A 15,570-nucleotide genomic window follows, 5' to 3' on the forward strand; every position below is an offset into this window, starting at 1 on the left:
GTGCCTCCGAGAGGACGCGCGGGCACTCTCAGAGCAATGCGGCGGAGTGACAATCCGGTACCCTGCGCTATTATGAAAGATCACCATTATGACGGCTCCCTTCTTTCGCATTGCCCTCATTCTCGGCCTTCTGTCGGCCATCGGGCCTTTCGCCATCGACATGTATCTGCCAGCGCTGCCGTCGATCGGCCAGGACCTGCATGCCGATAACAACGTCACCCAGCTTACCCTTCTCGCCTTCTTCATCTCCTTTGCGCTCGCTCAGCTCGTCTATGGTCCGCTGTCGGATATGTGGGGCCGCAAGCTGCCGCTCTATCTCGGCATCGGCCTCTTTGCCATCGCCTCGATCGGCTGTGCGCTGGCAACCGACATCGAAACGCTGATCGCCTTCCGTTTCGTTCAGGGTATCGGCGGTGCTGCCGGCATGGTCATTCCGCGCGCCATCGTCCGCGACATGCACACTGGCGTGCAGGCCGCCCGACTGATGTCGCTGCTGATGCTGGTCTTCTCGATCTCGCCGATCCTGGCGCCGCTGACAGGCAGCGCCGTCATCGAGTTCTACGGCTGGCGCGGCGTATTCTGGGCCGTGACGATCGCCGCCTTCATCGGCCTCGTCCTGCTCGCCACCCAGCTTGACGAAACCCGTTCGGCGAACGAACGCAATGGCAGCGGTCTGAAGAGCGCCATGGCGGCTTACCGTCTGCTGCTAACCGACCGCAATTTCCTGACGTTGACTTTCATCGGCGGCCTCGGCATTTCGAGCTTCCTCGTCTATCTCGCCAACTCGCCCTTCGTGCTGATCCAGCATTACGGGCTGACGCCGACACAATACAGTTTCGCCTTCTCGATCAACGCCGTGTCGTTCTTTGCGGTATCGCAGGCCACGGGCTGGCTCGGCGAGCGTTTCGGCCTCGTGCGCGTCATGCGGATTGCGGTCAGCGCCTACGCGCTTGCGATGGTCGTGATGGCGGTGGTGATGGCCTCCGGCTTCAACCAGCTGCCCGTCCTGGCGACCTTTCTGTTCATCGGCTACGGCTTCCTCGGCCTCGTCATCCCGACGAGCGCAGTGCTTGCGCTTGAGGATCACGGCGAGATCGCCGGCACTGCCTCGTCGCTTATGGGCACGCTGCATTTCGTGATCGCCGCCGTCGCCATGGTCATATCGAGCGTCTTTTTCGACGGCACAGCCGTTCCGATGGCCGCCGGCATAGCGCTCTGCGCCTTCTCAGCCTTCGTGCTGACGCAGGTAACGATCGGCCGCCGCGCCGCCGTCGCCGCTGCCGAATGATCTCAAGACAGGCCGCACCCGGAGAAAATGCAACGCCCAATTGATTATCGGCAGGCCGCGCTATCTACGCCATGACGAAGCATGGTCATACCGGAGGATACGCATGGTCGACGAGAAGCGGCTGATCTCGAAAATCACCTGGAAGCTGATGCCATTTCTCGGCATTCTTTATCTCATCGCTTATATCGACCGGCAGAACGTCAGTTTTGCCAAGCTGCAGATGGTCGATGCCCTCGCAATGAGCGAATATGCCTATGGTCTCGGCGCTTCGCTGTTCTTCATCGGCTATTTTCTCTTCGAGGTGCCGAGCAACCTCTTCCTCGACAGGCTCGGCGCCCGTGTCTGGTTCGCGCGCATCCTGGTCTCCTGGGGCATCGTCACCATCGCGCTCGCCTTCACGCAGAACGCGATGATGTTCTATGTCCTGCGCTTTCTGCTCGGCGTCTGCGAAGCCGGCTTCTTTCCCGGTGTCCTCTATCTGCTGACGCTCTGGTTTCCCTCGGCCTATCGCGGCAGGATGGTCGGGCTGTTCATGATCTTCAGCGCCATCGCCAATGCCGTCGGTGCACCGCTCGGCGGCGTGCTGCTCGATCTCGATGGTCTATACGGCTTTGCCGGCTGGGAGTGGGTGTTCCTGGCGACGGGTGTTCCGGCTGTGATCGCCGGCATCGTCACCTTCTTTTATCTTCCCGGCCGGCCTGAAAGTGCAAGCTTCCTGAGCAGCGAGGAGAAGAACTGGCTCGAACGAAGGCTCGCCTCGGAAAATGCCGGCATGGGCGAGAATGCCGGAAACGGATTCAAGGCGCTCATCGACCCGCGCGTCCTGCTGATGTCACTCTGCTATGTCGCCTTTCCGCTTTCGGCCTATGGCCTCAGCTATTGGCTGCCGACCATCGTCAAGGCTTTCGGCGTCAGCAACACGGTGAACGGGTTCCTCAACATCATTCCCTGGGTGCTGGTCGCGATCGCGCTTTATGCCGTTCCCGCCATGGCCGACAAGGCGCAATCCAAGACACCCTATATCGTCATTCCCGCTGTCATTGGCGCCGCCTGCCTGCTGCTCTCGGCGCTGATCCCGAACCACACCTTGCAATTCGCCTTCCTCTGCGTCGCCGCTGCAGGGATCTTCGCACCCCAACCGGTGTTCTGGAGCCTCCCCTCCCGTTTCCTCAAGGGCGCGGGGGCTGCGGCGGGCCTTGCCGCCATCAATTCGGTTGGAAATCTCGGCGGTTTCGTCGCCCAGAACGTCGTGCCCTGGATCAAGGATGAGAGCGGCAGCACGATCGCGCCGATGTTCTTTCTCTCGGCCTGTCTTGCGTTCGGCGCCTTGCTGGTCTTCGTCGTCACGCGTCAGCTGTCACAGAGGGAGCATCCGGCGGCTCCAAGCCGGGTCTGATGCAGACACCCAAAAGTATCTACGCGATGGGCTTCAGGTCGGCAGCGTGAAAGCGTCGCTTTCGCCTGGAACGAGTTCCAGCGGCCAGATCCTGTTGCGGGCCCCCTGCGGATAATGATCGGCATAGGCCGGCATGGTGGCGAGCAGGGTTTCGCCAAGCTGCGCGCCGAGATCGCGCAGCGACATGCGGAAGGAAGTCAGCGTCGGCTGCAAGAAAAGCGTGCGCGGCTCCTCGCGGAAACCGACGATGGCGAGGTCACGGCCGGGCACGATGCCGGCCTCGGCAAGCCGGCGGTAAAGCCCGATCGCCATCAGTTCATGGATCAGGATGATTGCGGTTGGCCGCTGCGCGATCATCAGCAATTCATGGCCGGCCTGATAACCGCCCTGTTCGCTCGACTTGACACGGATGACGAGGGCCGGGTCGTAGGGGATGCTGTGCCGTTGCAGTGCCTGGCGGTAGGCGTCGAGGAAGAGGTAGCCGAGATTGATGTCGGAGGAGGGGACAGCCACGGCGATCCGCCGGTGACCTTTGGCGACCAGCCGGTCGACGCCGCGCGTCGCCACGCCCTCGAAATCGAGATCCACCCAGGTGTAGCTGCCGCCCGACGCGCTGCGGCCGAGCGCCACAAAGGGGATGCGGGCCTTCTCCAGAAGTTCGATGCGCCGGTCGGTGCGTCGTGTCGCAGAGATGATCAACGCGTCGACAAGCCGGCGCGCCACCATGCGCTTCAGATATTCGTGCGGGTCCTCGTCATCAGGGCAGGGCAGCATGACGAGATCGAGCTTGTGGCGGGAAAAGACGCTCTGCAGCCCGTCAGTGACGCCAAGGAAGAAATCGTCGCTGTTTTCGACCGTCTCGCGGCTCACCTCGAGCATCAGCCCGATGACGTTGGTCATGCCCTGGCGAAGGCTGCGGCCCGACTGGTTGGCGACGTAACCGAGCTCCTCGGCGGCGGCGAGCACGCGCCGGCGCGTTTCGTCGTTGACGTCGGGCTTGCCGTTCAGCGCACGGGACACCGTTCCGATCGAAATGTCGAGATGCTCGGCGAGCTGGCGGATTCCCTTCATGTTCGACGATTTTCCTCCCCACCGGATCGCGTTTATCCTTTCTTGCCACAGGATGGCGCCTGCGAAAAGCCGGGGGAGGCATTAGGCTCTGAAGCTCTGGCGGATGACGAGCTCCGGAATGATGCGTTCGTAACCTGGACGAGCGGCTGGCCATTTCGCTGCGCGAGTTCGAAGAAACTCGCCGGCGGCGAGCCGGACAGGATGATGGTCGCCTCGGCACGGTGGCCGGCGAGCAGCTCGTCTTCCGGCTGGCCGGTATTGATAAGGATCGAGATGCTGCCGCGTTTGATGAGCAGGGTCGCGACGATGCCGACCAGGCGGCTCTGATTGGCAAGAACGGCGCGCAAGTCGTTGATGTGGTAGCCGAGTTCTTGCGCCGCCTGCAGCATCCTTTCGCGCGTTGCAGGCGCCACGCTGGCGCCCGGCGTGAAGGTGCGCGAGACGGCGGAGCGCGAAACCCCCGCCAATTGCGCCACCTGCTCGGCGCTGACGAAGCGCATGCGTTCTTTCTTTGGCGTCTTACCGCCGTTCACTGGACCATCATTCATCGGCTTCAGCTAGAGCGGGATTGTTTTAGTCGGAATCGGAACAGGGATTCCCTTTCTGGTGCAAATCAGATTCACCATTCTGGCCGGTGCAGGAGGCCGGTCTGGATGGCGAAACCTTTTTCGGATGATCTTCGGGAACGCGTTGTTGGCGCAGTAACGCGCGAGGGCCTGTCGTGTCGAGCGGCGGCAAAGCGCTTCGGCATTGGCATCAGCACCGCGATCGACTGGGTCCGGCGCTTGCGTGAGACGGGCAGCGCGGCTCCCGGCCAGATGGGCGGGCACAAGCCACGGGCGATCTCAGGTAAACATCGGGTCTGGTTGATCGATCGCTGCCACATGCAGGCGTTCACCTTGCGCGGGTTGGTGGCGGAACTCGGAGAGCGCGGCCTGAAAGTGGATTACAGCGCCGTCCGGACCTTCGTGCATGAGGAAGGGCTGAGTTATAAAAAAAGACGTTGGTCGCCAGCGAGCGCGAGCGGCCCGATGTTGCCGCCCGGCGGGCGCGCTGGCTGAAGCATCGCCATCGCATCGATCCATCTCGCCTTGTCTTTATCGACGAAACCTGGACGAAGACGAATATGACGCCGCTCAGGGGCTGGGCGCCGCGCGGCGAACGGCTGTTGGGCCATGCGCCCTTCGGCCACTGGAATACCATGACTTTTGTCGCAGCCCTCAGGGCCGACCGCGTCAGCGCACCGTGGATCATCGACGGCCCGATCAATGGCGAACGCTTTCGCATCTATGTCGAGAGGGTGCTGGTACCGGAGCTCAAACCCGGCGACATCGTCGTCATGGATAATCTCGGCTCGCACAAGGCCGGCGCTATCCGTGCCGCCATCCGCAAGGCCGGCGCCAGATTGTTCTTCCTGCCGCAGTATTCCCCCGATCTCAATCCGATCGAAAAACTCTTCGCCAAGATCAAGCACGAGCTGCGCAAGGCGCAGGCTCGAACCCGACAGGCCATCGACGACGCGCTGGCAGCCACCCTTCAAACCGTCTCGCCGAAAGAGTGCCAAAACTACTTCAAGGAAGCCGGATATGAACGGACATAAAACAATCCCGCTCTATTGGTCGCCCCTAACAGCCGGATGACAGGCGGCCGAGGGCAGCCAGAAATTATTGCTGCGGAGAATGGCTGTGAACCAATCGCATTGGCCCGAGGCAGAACAATGGTCGTCACAAAGAAAAACCGAGGCTGCCCAGATGCAGCCTCGGTTGAGGGGCAAAAATCAGCGGCGACCGCAAATGGTCCCGGTGCGAACTTGCTACTCGCAGACCCGCACGGTTTCGGTATGATAACCGCCATCGTAGCGATTACGGACGTCGCGGTCCTCATACCAGCATCTTGGCGCGGGTTCGACATAACGAGGGCCATCGACATAGCGAGGACCGCTATTGGCGATTGCGCCTCCGATCAGCCCGCCGACGACGCCTGCGGCAACGCCGCCGGCGATGACTCGGCCGGTATTATTGTGATGATGGTGATCGCTCGCGGCAGCAGGCTGGATAGCCGATCCAACGAGGGCCGTCGCGATCAACAGGCTGCTAATAACTCTCTTCATGACATTCTCCTCAGTGGCATTCGCCCCGGATAAAAGGGAAATGCGGCAGCAACGCGTTTGTTCGTTCAAACTTTGCAAAAGTGTTAATTCAAGTCATTACACACCATCAAGTCGCCGACTGCGTCGCCGTCGTCTCCTCCAGCACGTCTTCGGGAATATCGTCGAAGGACGCATAGTTGAGGTTATAGAGCTTCGAATAGAGCTTGCCATTCTTCATCAGCTGTTGATGGTTCCCGCTTTCGATGATTTCGCCGTTCTGCAGCACGATGATGCGATCCGCCTCGCGGATCGTCGCGAGGCGATGGGCGATGACGAGGCCGGTGCGGTTTTCGAGCAGCTTCACCAGTGCCTTCTGGATCAGCATCTCGGTATAGCTGTCGATATTGGCCGTCGCTTCGTCGAGCACGAGGATCTTCGCATCCGCCACCAGCGCGCGGGCAAAGCTTAAAAGCTGGCGCTGGCCAAGCGAGAGATTGCCGCCGCGCTCGCCGAGAACGCTGTCGTAGCCCTCCGGCAGGCGCATGATGAACTCGTGCGCGCCAACGGCCTTCGCCGCCTCGATCACCTGTTCGCGCGTGGCCTCGCGCATGTGGTAGCGAATGTTCTCAAAGACCGTGCCGGTGAAGAGGAAGGGTTCCTGTAGCACCATGGCGATCTGAGCTCCGAGCGAATCCTGCGTCAGATCACGCACATCATGGCCACCGACCAGCACTTGGCCCTGCTGAACGTCGTAGAAGCGGTGGATCAGCGACATGCAGCTAGATTTGCCGGACCCCGTCGGCCCCACCAGCGCCACCGTCTCGCTGGGATTGACCTTGAAGCTGACGTGCTTCAGCACCGGATTTTTCGGATTGTAGCCGAAGACGACGTCTTTGAATTCCACCGAGCCGTCCATGTCGCGCGACAAGGCTTTGGCGCCAGGCGCGTCCTTGATGTCGACCGGCACGTCGAGCACTTCGGTCAGCCGTTGGCCAGACGCCATGGCGCGCTGCATCACCGAGTATTGCAGGGTCAGCGAACGGATCGGGTCGAAGAAACGCTGGATATAAAACAGGAAGGCGACAAGCACGCCGACATCGAGCGCCTGATTGAGAACACGTGCGCCACCGACGACGATGACGAGTGCCATCGCTACGCCCGTCAGGCTGTCGACGATCGGCACCATCACCTGCGCATAACGCGCCGCCGTCAGATGCGTCTCGAGGTTGGCATGCGCCTTGTCGTCGTAGAGCGTGAAGTTGACGCCCTGCCTGTCCATGCTCTGGACGGCGCGCACGCCGTGGATCGCCTCGGCAAGCGCGCCGTTTGCGACCGAATTGGTCTCGTGCGCGGCCATGAAGGACTTGCGCGCCAGCGGCAACCAGAACAGCCGGACTATGAAGAGCACCGGCAACACCGAGAGCGTCAGCAGCCCCAGTTTGAAGTCGAGATAGAGCATCACGAAGACGATGCCGAAGAGCAGCATGATGTCGCCGACGGAGAGCACCGAGGTCTCGAGGAATTCCTGCATCGAGTTGACGTCGCCCTGCAGGCGCGACATCAACCGTCCCACTTCGGTCTTGTCCATGAAGGAGAGCGAGACGCGCTGCAGATGCGAAAACATCGCCTTGCGGATATCGAAGAGCACGTCTTCCGCCACGCCGCCGACCAGGGTCTCCTGCGCGTAGCTCGCCGCATAGTTGATGAGGATGGCGATCGTGAAGGCGACGATCGACCAGATCAACGCCGAAGCGTTGCCGCCCGGCGACATGCCGTGGTCGATGGCATAGCGGATGATTAGCGGGATGATCAGCTGCATCATCGTGAAGGTCAAAACGGCGACGACCGACCAGAGGACCTGCCGGCGATAGGGGCTGACGAAGACCCAGATGCGCTTGACGATGTTGCCGTCGAAGGCCTTGCCGAACATCTCCTCTTCGACGCGATGTGAACCGACGACTGCCCGTGGCGGGCGGCGTCCGTCCTCGCGAACGTCGGGACGCTCGGTTTCCAGTTCCTCGGCCATGTCATTCCTCCCGCGGCCAACACTTCAGGTTGCCTGCATAGTCAGTTTGTCCGCTCCTCTCCCCGCTGGGGAGAAGAGGGAGTATGCGCTAGGCGCTTAAAGCCTCGTCGCCCGGTCGCACCTGAAGGTCGTAGAGTGCCTTGTAACGCCCGCCGAGCGAAAGCAGCGCCGCATGCGTGCCGCGTTCGACGATCCGGCCGTCTTCGACGAACAGGATCTGGTCGGCATGCATCAGCGAGCTCAGGCGGTGGGCAACGATGATGGTTACGCGATCTGCGGCGTAGCGGCGCATGGCGCTGCGGATGCGCTGTTCGGTGGCCGCATCGATCGCCGCCGTCGAATCGTCGAACACCATCACCGCAGGTCTCAGCATCAGCGCGCGGGCGATCGAAAGTCGCTGCCGCTGGCCGCCGGAAAGCGAAACGCCGCGCTCGCCGACGACGGTGCCGTAACCTGTGGGCAGGCCGAGCACGTAGTTGTGCAGCTGGGCGCTTTCGCTGGCGCGCTCGATGCGGCCTTCCTTCGCCCACGGGTCGCCATAGGCGATGTTGTTCTCGATCGTCGTCGTGAACAGGAAGGAATCCTGCTGCACGACGGCCACCGCCCGGCGCAGCGATTGCAGCGTCGCCTTGCGGATGTCCTGTCCGTCGATCGTGACCTTGCCGCCGCTGACGTCGTAGAAGCGGGGAATGAGATGGGCGATCGTCGACTTGCCGCTGCCCGGAGGCCCGACAATGCCGATCGTCTGGCCGCGGCGGGCTTCAAAGGAGATATCCTGGAGCACGGGGCGCTTTTCGGAACCCGGATAGGCGAAGCTGACATTCTCGAAGCGCAACACGCCGTCGGTGAGGTTGAGCTCCTTCGCATCCGGCGCATCCTTGATCGCGATGTCGAGGTCGAGAAGGGCAAAGAGCCGCGAGCCGCAAGTGGAGGCGCGGGCAAAGGCGTTGACCATCAGGCCGAGCTGGCGCACCGGCATCTGCAGGATGGTCATGAAGGTCAGGAACGAAGCCAGCGTGCCGACGGTGATCTCGCCCGACATCACCTTGCCGCCGCCGATCCACAGCACCAGGCCCATCGCCGCGAAGAAAGAGAAGGTCATGGCGCTAGTATTGGTGACGCGGATGCCGACGCGCTGGTGTGCAAGCGCCAATGCGCTCTTCGACGCGGCCTCGAATTTCGAAATCTCGTGTTCGTGGGCGGCGAAAGCGCGCACGACGCGGATGCCGCCAAGATTCTCCTCCATGATGCGGGTCAGCACCGAAAGCCGCTCCTGCAGGTCGAGCCACGTGGCACGTAGCCTGAGCTGCGTCACCGAGGAGCGCCAGCCGACGAAGGGCACGAAGCTTAGCGCCAGAAGGCCGAGCACGACATCGGTCGACAGCAGCATATAGGCGCCGATGCCGATCAGGATCGACAGCAGGATCATCCGGACGAGCGCCGTGGAAAAATACATGCGCACGCCTTCGAGATCGAGCAGGCCGACGGTGATCAGGTCGCCGGAATGCACGGTATCGTGAAAGCTGAAAGAGAGACGCTGGATTTTCTCGTAGCAGGCCAGCCGCAGTTCGTAGCCGATGTGATGGCCGACGGCTTCGCTGTAATAGTTCTGGACCATGGTGAAGAGGCCGCGCAGCACGCTGGCGCCAAGCAGCAGTAGCGCCGTGGTCAGAAGCGCGTCCTGTGCCACCTGGCCCGCCGCACCGCCGCTCATCGCCATCTGCGTGTGGTCGACGGCCCGGCCGAGAAGGCGCGGGATCATCAGCTGGAAGGTGGAGGCAACAAGCGTGGCGCCGATCGCAAAGCCGGATTGCCAGGGGTGGCGGAAGGCCATCATGGTGATGCGCACCAATGTGAAGAGGCCTCGCCCCCAGCCTGCCGCAGTTGCAAGCGCCATCGAAGCCGAAGGCTTCGTCGCGCGTATTAACGCATCGCTGCTCACGGTATTTTTCCAATAGATGTGTGGTCGGACTCTGGCCCGAAAAGACGGCAAATCCATGAAGGGATTGATAGCGCCTTCACTTTTGCCGATTCCAGTTGGGGGTTCAAGTAAAGAATTCACCAGTTGGTTATTTTTACGTGAGGTCTCCTCGCATCCCCGGCGGGAGCAATCTTCCCAACGGCCAATCCCGGCAGCCTGGGGTGCGAAGGTCGGTCATATTTTCGCAGATTTCCTATAAATTACCCTGTATTTCAATAGCTTAAAAAAACGGCAACAAACCTCTTGCCACCTGCGCCATTTGGCGCTTTCATACACTACTAGTTTGATAGACTATGGACGAGCGTGATTGCTCCCCTAGTTCTCTTGCGGGACCGCTGGTTCGGACCCCGATGCCGCGGCAGATGTTGTGAATGGCCGCATGAACCTCATCAACGCGTGAACCGCTGTTTTATGCGTTGAAACCTCGATCGACCCACGGTGCGGATGAAGCCGCAAAGGAGTTGCGATGACGGTTCAGGGACTTCTTTCCGCGAGGGCCAATGCGACGGCGCAGATATCAGCCGTACCACGCATTGCGATCGTCGGGCGGGGCTTTTCCGGCATGATGACGGCCATCGCGCTGATGAAGACGGTGCGCGCGCCCTTCCACCTGCAGCTGTTCGATCCGAATTCGTCGGTCAGCGGTGGGCAGGCGCTGGCCTCAGTCCGCTCCTCGACGATCCTCAACACCCGCGTGCGGGACCTCTCGGTCTCGGTCGGCGACAATGACGATTTCAACGACTGGCTTTGCAGCAACGCCGCCTTCCGCGCCGCCGTGCCGGCCGCCATCCCCGGATTCCGGCAGATCTTCGTGCCGAAGGAAATCTTCAGCGATTATGTCTACCAGCGCTTTTCGGAAGCACTGGCCGCGCGCAGGGACATTACCGTCCAGGTCTGCAACGATCCGGTCGTGGCGATCCGCAGGAGCCACGGCAACCGCTTCCTGCTCGAAAGCGCCAATCCCGCCAATCCGTTGTTCGATACCGTGATCCTCGCCACCGGCTACGGCCTGGCTGCGCCGAATGCCGGCGGTGAGGATGCTTCGCCGGTCAGAGCCCAGCGCCTCGTCGCGCGGCCGCATGCGGTGTTGCTCGGCAGCGGCATCCGCGTCGTCGACCAGCTGCTGCAGCTGCGCGATTCCGGTTATACCGGCCAGGTGACGATCATTTCAAGGCGCGGCTTCCTGCCCCAGAGCCATACGCCGAATTCCGCCGATCCGGTGTTCCCGGCCGAAACGCTGCCGCAGAGCCTGCCGGAGATCGTGCGCTTCATCCGTGAAGCCTGTCGCGAGGCGGAGGAGGCGGGGCGAAGCTGGCAATCGGTAATGAACGGCCTGAGGAAACATGCCCGCTCGCTCTGGCGCTCGCTGCCGGCCCGCGACAAACATCAGTTCAACCGGCACCTCAGGGCAATCTACGACAGCCATCGCAACCGCCTGCCGGAAGCCATGCACCTGCGTCTGAAACGTGAGCTCGCCGAAGGCCGCACGGTGCTGCGCCGCGGCCGGGCCGGCCGCCGCGGCTTGAGCGGCCTGTTCTTCACGCCGGCCGGTTCCGCCGCCGAGGAGATCATTCATGCCGAGCGCATCATCGATTGCCGCTGTCAGGCGCCGGATCTTTCAGCGCCGCTGATGCAAAGCCTGCTTTCCGCCGGCCTTGCCATGCCGGACGAACTCTCGCTCGGGCTAGCCGTCAATGCGCGCGGCGAGCCCTTCCTCGAGGACGGTTCGACGGTCGCCGGACTCTTTGCCGTCGGCCCGCTCGGCCTCGGCAGCCTGCCCGATATCGATCTGGTGCCCGAGATCGTCTCGCAGGCCTATGCCGTTGCCGAGCGCGTCGGCGAACGGTTCTATCCAAGGGTCAAGGCCGTCTGAAAATCTGGAGCTGTTTCGGAACCATCTGGCTGCCTCGGCGTTAAAGCGCTGGTGACTCAGAGGGGCCGATGGAATTGCTGAATCGACATGACACGTCTCTTGACGAAGGGGGACGCTTTCGCCTTCTGGTCGATGCCATCACCGACTACGCTATCTATATGCTGAGCCCCGAAGGCATCGTCACCAGCTGGAATACCGGCGCCCAGCGCTTCAAAGGTTACCAGCCTTCCGAAATTCTCGGTGAGCATTTTTCCCGTTTCTATCTGGAAGAGGACCGCGCCGCGGGTGCACCAGCGCGCGCGCTTGCCACGGCATCGGAGGACGGCCGGTTCGAGGGGGAAGGCTGGCGCCAGCGCAAGGATGGCAGTCGCTTCTGGGCGCATGTGGTCATCGATCCGATCCGCCGCCCCTCCGGCGAACTTATCGGCTATGCCAAGATCACCCGCGACCTGACCGAACGCATGGCTGCCGAAAAGGCGATCCGCCAGAGCGAGGAACAGTTCCGCCGGCTCGTCCAGGGCGTCTCGGACTATGCGATCTACATGCTCGATCCCGACGGCAATGTCAGCAGCTGGAATTTCGGCGCCGAGCGGATCAAGGGCTATCGGCCGCAAGAAATCATCGGCAGGCATTTCTCAACCTTCTATACCCCCGAGGACCGCGAATCCGGCCTGCCGGAGATCGCGCTCGGCCTCGCGCGTACCGAGGGCCGGTTCGAGAGGGAAGGTTGGCGCGTCCGCAAGGACGGCACCCGTTTCTGGGCCAGCGTCGTCATCGACGCCATCCGGGACGACGAAGGCGATGTGATCGGTTTTGCCAAGATCACCCGCGATATCACCGAGAAGATGGAGACCCAGCGGGCCCTGGAGCAGGCTCGCGAAGAGCTCTTCCAGTCGCAGAAGATGGAGGCGATCGGTCAATTGACCGGCGGTATCGCCCATGATTTCAACAATCTGCTGATGGCTGTCCTCGGCAGTCTCGAAATCCTGAAGAAACGCATGCCGCAGGATCTCTCGCTGACATCGTTGGTCGACAATGCCATGCAGGGCGCCCAGCGGGGTGCGGCGCTGACGCAACGCATGCTGGCCTTTTCCCGCCGGCAGGAACTGCACATGGAGCCGATCGACCTCTCCGGCCTGATCCGCGGCATGATGGATATGCTGAGCCGTTCGCTCGGACCGCTGACCGTGATCGAGACCTCTTTCCCCGTCAGGCTGCCGACGATCCTGACCGATCCGAACCAGCTGGAGATGGCGATCCTGAACCTCGTCGTCAACGCCCGCGACGCCATGCCGTCCGGCGGCCGGATCATGCTTCGCGCGTCCGAGGAGTCGCTGCCATCAGGCAAAGGCCCGCTGTCGCCTGGCCGCTATGTCCGTATCGCAGTGATCGACGAAGGCGAGGGCATGGACGCAAAGACGCTAGAGCAGGCGATCACGCCGTTCTTCACCACCAAGGGTGTCGGCAAAGGCACCGGGCTTGGCCTTTCCATGGTGCAGGGCCTTGTGTCCCAGTCCGGTGGCCGCCTCACGATGAAGAGCAGCCTCGGCGAAGGCACGACCGCCGAATTGTGGTTCCCGGTCGCAATTGTCGAACGGGCGACCGAGGCAACTGCCGACCGGCCGCAGCAGGAGGAAAATGCGCCGCGCCGGCTGCGCATCGTCGCCGTCGACGACGATGGTCTGGTCCTGATGAATACGACGCTGATGCTGGAGGATCTCGGCCATACCGTGTTCGAGGCGATGGCCGGTCCCGAGGCACTTGACATCCTGCGCAAGCAGCAGGTCGACCTGGTAATTTGCGATCATGCCATGCCGCGCATGACGGGGGCGCAGCTCGCCCAGGCGATCCGCAACGAATGGCCCGAGATGCCGATCATCCTGGCAAGCGGTTACGCCGAGATCCCGCAAGGGGCCGACATCGTCGACTTGCCCCGCCTCGGCAAGCCCTTCTCACAGGCGCAGCTCGCCGAGGCGATCAGCCGGGTTGCTTCATAAGGATCGCCGACGAGGATAAGGCCTTGGCCGAACCCGGCTCCCCCTCTCGCCGCGAAGAATGAACACCAGCAATGCCAGCACCATCGCCGCCAGCCCGTACCAGGTGATCGCGTAGACGAGATGGTTGTTGGGGAACTCGATGATCGTGAGGCCGCCGACAGGCAGACCGCCGGGGTTGGCACTGGCATCGGCATCGATGAAATAGGGCGCGGCCGCACTGACGCCGCGCTTTTCAGCGATCGCTGCGATATCGCGCGAATACCAGCGGTCGGTCGCGGCGTCATTGGATTGCAGCAGCGATCCCTTCGGCTCCGTCATCCGCAGCAGACCGGTGATCTCGATAGGGCCTGACAATTCGCCCTCGCGGCGCGAGGCCTGGTCGCGCCGGTCGGTCGGCACGAAGCCGCGATTGACGAGGATTGATGTCCCGTCGGCAAGCGTCAGCGGCGCCATCACCCAATAACCTGGACCGAGCATCGTGGAGGCATAGACCAGCGTCTCCTTGTCGTTCGCCAGCGTCCCCACTGCGGTCACCCGCCGATATTCGTCATCAGTGGCGTTGACCTTGTTCCAGTCGGCGCGTGCCGGGGCCGGCACGGGTGGCGCATGCACACGCTGGTCGACGCGGGCGATGAGGTCGCGTTTCCAGGCTAGGCGCTCAACCTGCCAGGTGCCGAGTGCGGCGAGTGCCGCGGCAAGTAGTATCAGGCAGGCGGCGAAGATCGCGCGTTTGAACTGATAACGCCGTCTTTCCGATTTTTCCGAGTGAGCCTCGCTCATGAGCTGACCCGCTGCGGGCGGCGTTGCCGCCGCCCCTTCGTCATAGTCACGGCATGTTCTTCATCATCTCGGGGCTCATCGGCATCATGTTGGTGTTGAGATGATGCATGACCCAGAGCGAGCCGGAGAGCGCGATGGCGACGATGATCAGGGTGAAGATCAGCGCCATGATCGTCCAGCCGCCCTCGCTCCTGGTATTCATATGCAGGAAGAAGACCATATGGACGACGATCTGGATCGCGCCGAGGCCCATCACCAGCACCGCCGTCACCGCCGGGTTTTCGAAGACGCCTGACATGACCAGCCAGAAGGGAATGGCAGTCAGGATGACGGAGAGCACGAAGCCCGTCATGTAGCTGCGGAACGTGCCATGGCCGGCTTGATGGCCGTGGCTGTGGCCGTGGTGGGCCTCGTGGGCATCCTCATGTGCAGGTGCTTGCGAACTCATCCGACAACTCCCAGCAGATAGACGAAGGAAAAGACGCCGATCCAGACGACGTCGAGGAAGTGCCAGAACATCGAAAGGCACATCAGGCGGCGGCGGTTGGCCTCGATCAGCCCGTGCATCGACACCTGTACCATCAGCGTGATCAGCCAGACGATGCCGAAGGTGACGTGCAGCCCGTGGGTGCCGACCAGGGTGAAGAAGGAGGAGAGGAAGGCGCTGCGCGTCGGCCCGGCGCCTTCGTGGATCAGGTGGATGAACTCGTAGAGTTCGAGCCCGATGAAAGCTGCGCCGAACAAGCCGGTCACGGCAAGCCAGAACAGCGTTTCCGCCTTTGCGTTCCGCTCCATCTGCAGCATCGCGAAGCCGTAGGTGATCGAGGAAAACAGCAGCATCGATGTGTTGAGGGCAACGATCGGCAGATCGAAGAGATCGGCGGGCGAGGGGCCGGCGGCATAGTTGCGGCCAAGGACGCCGTGCGTTGCAAACAGAACCGCGAAGATCAGGCAGTCGCTCATCAGGTAGAGCCAGAAGCCGAGATTGGTGCTGTTTTCCGGATGATGATCTTCCGTCAGGTAGAATTCAGGCTTTTCGGCCGTGTCGATAGTCTGATCGCTCATGGTC

At 62.1% G+C, this 15,570-nt stretch carries 11 protein-coding genes and 2 pseudogenes; 5 read left to right on the top strand and 8 right to left on the bottom strand.

Features of this window, described 5'->3' with window-relative positions; genetic code table 11:
- Positions 1-88: 88 nt before the first annotated feature.
- Both N2A41_RS29775 and N2A41_RS29780 read left to right on the top strand, forming a co-directional pair.
- Positions 89-1,288 (top strand): multidrug effflux MFS transporter, encoded by a 1,200-nt coding sequence (locus N2A41_RS29775; RefSeq protein WP_017968182.1) that lies wholly within the window; start codon positions 89-91, stop codon positions 1,286-1,288.
- A 103-nt stretch (positions 1,289-1,391) separates the two neighbouring features.
- Complete coding sequence (locus tag N2A41_RS29780; protein ID WP_260111926.1) at positions 1,392-2,684, top strand: MFS transporter; 1,293 nt, start codon at positions 1,392-1,394, stop codon at positions 2,682-2,684.
- A gap of 33 nt (positions 2,685-2,717) precedes the next feature.
- Here N2A41_RS29780 and N2A41_RS29785 read toward each other — a convergent pair whose 3' ends face one another.
- On the bottom strand, positions 2,718-3,755 hold the full coding sequence (locus N2A41_RS29785; protein ID WP_017968184.1) for a LacI family DNA-binding transcriptional regulator: 1,038 nt from the start codon (positions 3,753-3,755) through the stop codon (positions 2,718-2,720).
- Between the two features lie 74 nt (positions 3,756-3,829).
- A pseudogene (locus N2A41_RS29790) lies at positions 3,830-4,303 on the bottom strand (LacI family DNA-binding transcriptional regulator); the annotation flags it as partial.
- 105 nt (positions 4,304-4,408) lie between these two features.
- Between N2A41_RS29790 and N2A41_RS29795 the strand changes: the two are divergent.
- Positions 4,409-5,355, top strand: a protein-coding gene (locus N2A41_RS29795; protein WP_222282285.1) for an IS630 family transposase whose coding sequence is annotated in 2 segments (ribosomal slippage) — positions 4,409-4,747 and positions 4,750-5,355 — 945 coding nt in all. Because the reading frame shifts where the segments join, the coding sequence is not laid out codon by codon here.
- 213 nt (positions 5,356-5,568) lie between these two features.
- Here the strand turns inward: N2A41_RS29795 and N2A41_RS29800 are convergent.
- The 3 genes from N2A41_RS29800 to N2A41_RS29810 form a co-directional block, all read right to left on the bottom strand.
- On the bottom strand, positions 5,569-5,865 hold the full coding sequence (locus N2A41_RS29800) for a hypothetical protein (protein ID WP_260111927.1): 297 nt from the start codon (positions 5,863-5,865) through the stop codon (positions 5,569-5,571).
- 106 nt (positions 5,866-5,971) lie between these two features.
- Positions 5,972-7,870, bottom strand: coding sequence for an ABC transporter ATP-binding protein (locus N2A41_RS29805; protein ID WP_162115178.1), 1,899 nt, complete (start codon positions 7,868-7,870; stop codon positions 5,972-5,974).
- Between the two features lie 88 nt (positions 7,871-7,958).
- Positions 7,959-9,767 (bottom strand): ABC transporter ATP-binding protein, encoded by a 1,809-nt coding sequence (locus N2A41_RS29810; RefSeq protein WP_260112001.1) that lies wholly within the window; start codon positions 9,765-9,767, stop codon positions 7,959-7,961.
- 550 nt (positions 9,768-10,317) lie between these two features.
- Between N2A41_RS29810 and N2A41_RS29815 the strand changes: the two genes are divergently transcribed.
- Together N2A41_RS29815 and N2A41_RS29820 are read left to right on the top strand one after the other, a co-directional pair.
- Positions 10,318-11,724, top strand: a complete 1,407-nt coding sequence (locus tag N2A41_RS29815; protein ID WP_260111928.1) for an FAD/NAD(P)-binding protein — start codon at positions 10,318-10,320, stop codon at positions 11,722-11,724.
- A gap of 68 nt (positions 11,725-11,792) precedes the next feature.
- Entirely contained in the window at positions 11,793-13,721 is a 1,929-nt protein-coding gene (locus N2A41_RS29820) for a hybrid sensor histidine kinase/response regulator (protein ID WP_260111929.1), read from the top strand.
- Here N2A41_RS29820 and N2A41_RS29825 read toward each other — a convergent pair.
- The 3 genes and pseudogenes from N2A41_RS29825 to cyoC all read right to left on the bottom strand — a co-directional run bounded on the left by N2A41_RS29825 (position 13,716) and on the right by cyoC (position 15,566).
- Positions 13,716-14,551, bottom strand: a pseudogene (locus tag N2A41_RS29825) (SURF1 family protein). The gene N2A41_RS29820 and the pseudogene N2A41_RS29825 sit on opposite strands and share 6 nt — an antisense overlap.
- Positions 14,548-14,949 (bottom strand): cytochrome o ubiquinol oxidase subunit IV, encoded by a 402-nt coding sequence (cyoD, locus tag N2A41_RS29830; protein WP_017968191.1) that lies wholly within the window; start codon positions 14,947-14,949, stop codon positions 14,548-14,550. Before cyoD ends, N2A41_RS29825 begins: the two are co-directional and overlap by 4 nt.
- Positions 14,946-15,566, bottom strand: a complete 621-nt coding sequence (gene cyoC, locus N2A41_RS29835; RefSeq protein WP_170277604.1) for a cytochrome o ubiquinol oxidase subunit III — start codon at positions 15,564-15,566, stop codon at positions 14,946-14,948. Before cyoC ends, cyoD begins: the two co-directional genes overlap by 4 nt.
- Between the last annotated feature and the right edge of the window lie 4 nt (positions 15,567-15,570).

Origin of the sequence: Rhizobium sp. SRDI969, from assembly GCF_025152725.1 — a bacterium.
Lineage (GTDB): Bacteria > Pseudomonadota > Alphaproteobacteria > Rhizobiales > Rhizobiaceae > Rhizobium > Rhizobium leguminosarum_I.

Excerpts from the sequence above, each read along its gene's own strand:
- N2A41_RS29780 (WP_260111926.1), top strand. The coding sequence starts at position 1,392 with ATGGTCGACGAGAAGCGGCTGATCTCGAAAATCACCTGGAAGCTGATG.
- N2A41_RS29815 (WP_260111928.1), top strand. The coding sequence starts at position 10,318 with ATGACGGTTCAGGGACTTCTTTCCGCGAGGGCCAATGCGACGGCGCAG.
- N2A41_RS29810 (WP_260112001.1), bottom strand. The coding sequence starts at position 9,767 with ATGGCGCTTGCAACTGCGGCAGGCTGGGGGCGAGGCCTCTTCACATTG.
- N2A41_RS29805 (WP_162115178.1), bottom strand. The coding sequence starts at position 7,870 with ATGGCCGAGGAACTGGAAACCGAGCGTCCCGACGTTCGCGAGGACGGA.
- cyoD (WP_017968191.1), bottom strand. The coding sequence starts at position 14,949 with ATGAGTTCGCAAGCACCTGCACATGAGGATGCCCACGAGGCCCACCAC.
- N2A41_RS29820 (WP_260111929.1), top strand. The coding sequence starts at position 11,793 with ATGGAATTGCTGAATCGACATGACACGTCTCTTGACGAAGGGGGACGC.
- N2A41_RS29800 (WP_260111927.1), bottom strand. The coding sequence starts at position 5,865 with ATGAAGAGAGTTATTAGCAGCCTGTTGATCGCGACGGCCCTCGTTGGA.
- N2A41_RS29775 (WP_017968182.1), top strand. The coding sequence starts at position 89 with ATGACGGCTCCCTTCTTTCGCATTGCCCTCATTCTCGGCCTTCTGTCG.
- N2A41_RS29785 (WP_017968184.1), bottom strand. The coding sequence starts at position 3,755 with ATGAAGGGAATCCGCCAGCTCGCCGAGCATCTCGACATTTCGATCGGA.
- cyoC (WP_170277604.1), bottom strand. The coding sequence starts at position 15,566 with ATGAGCGATCAGACTATCGACACGGCCGAAAAGCCTGAATTCTACCTG.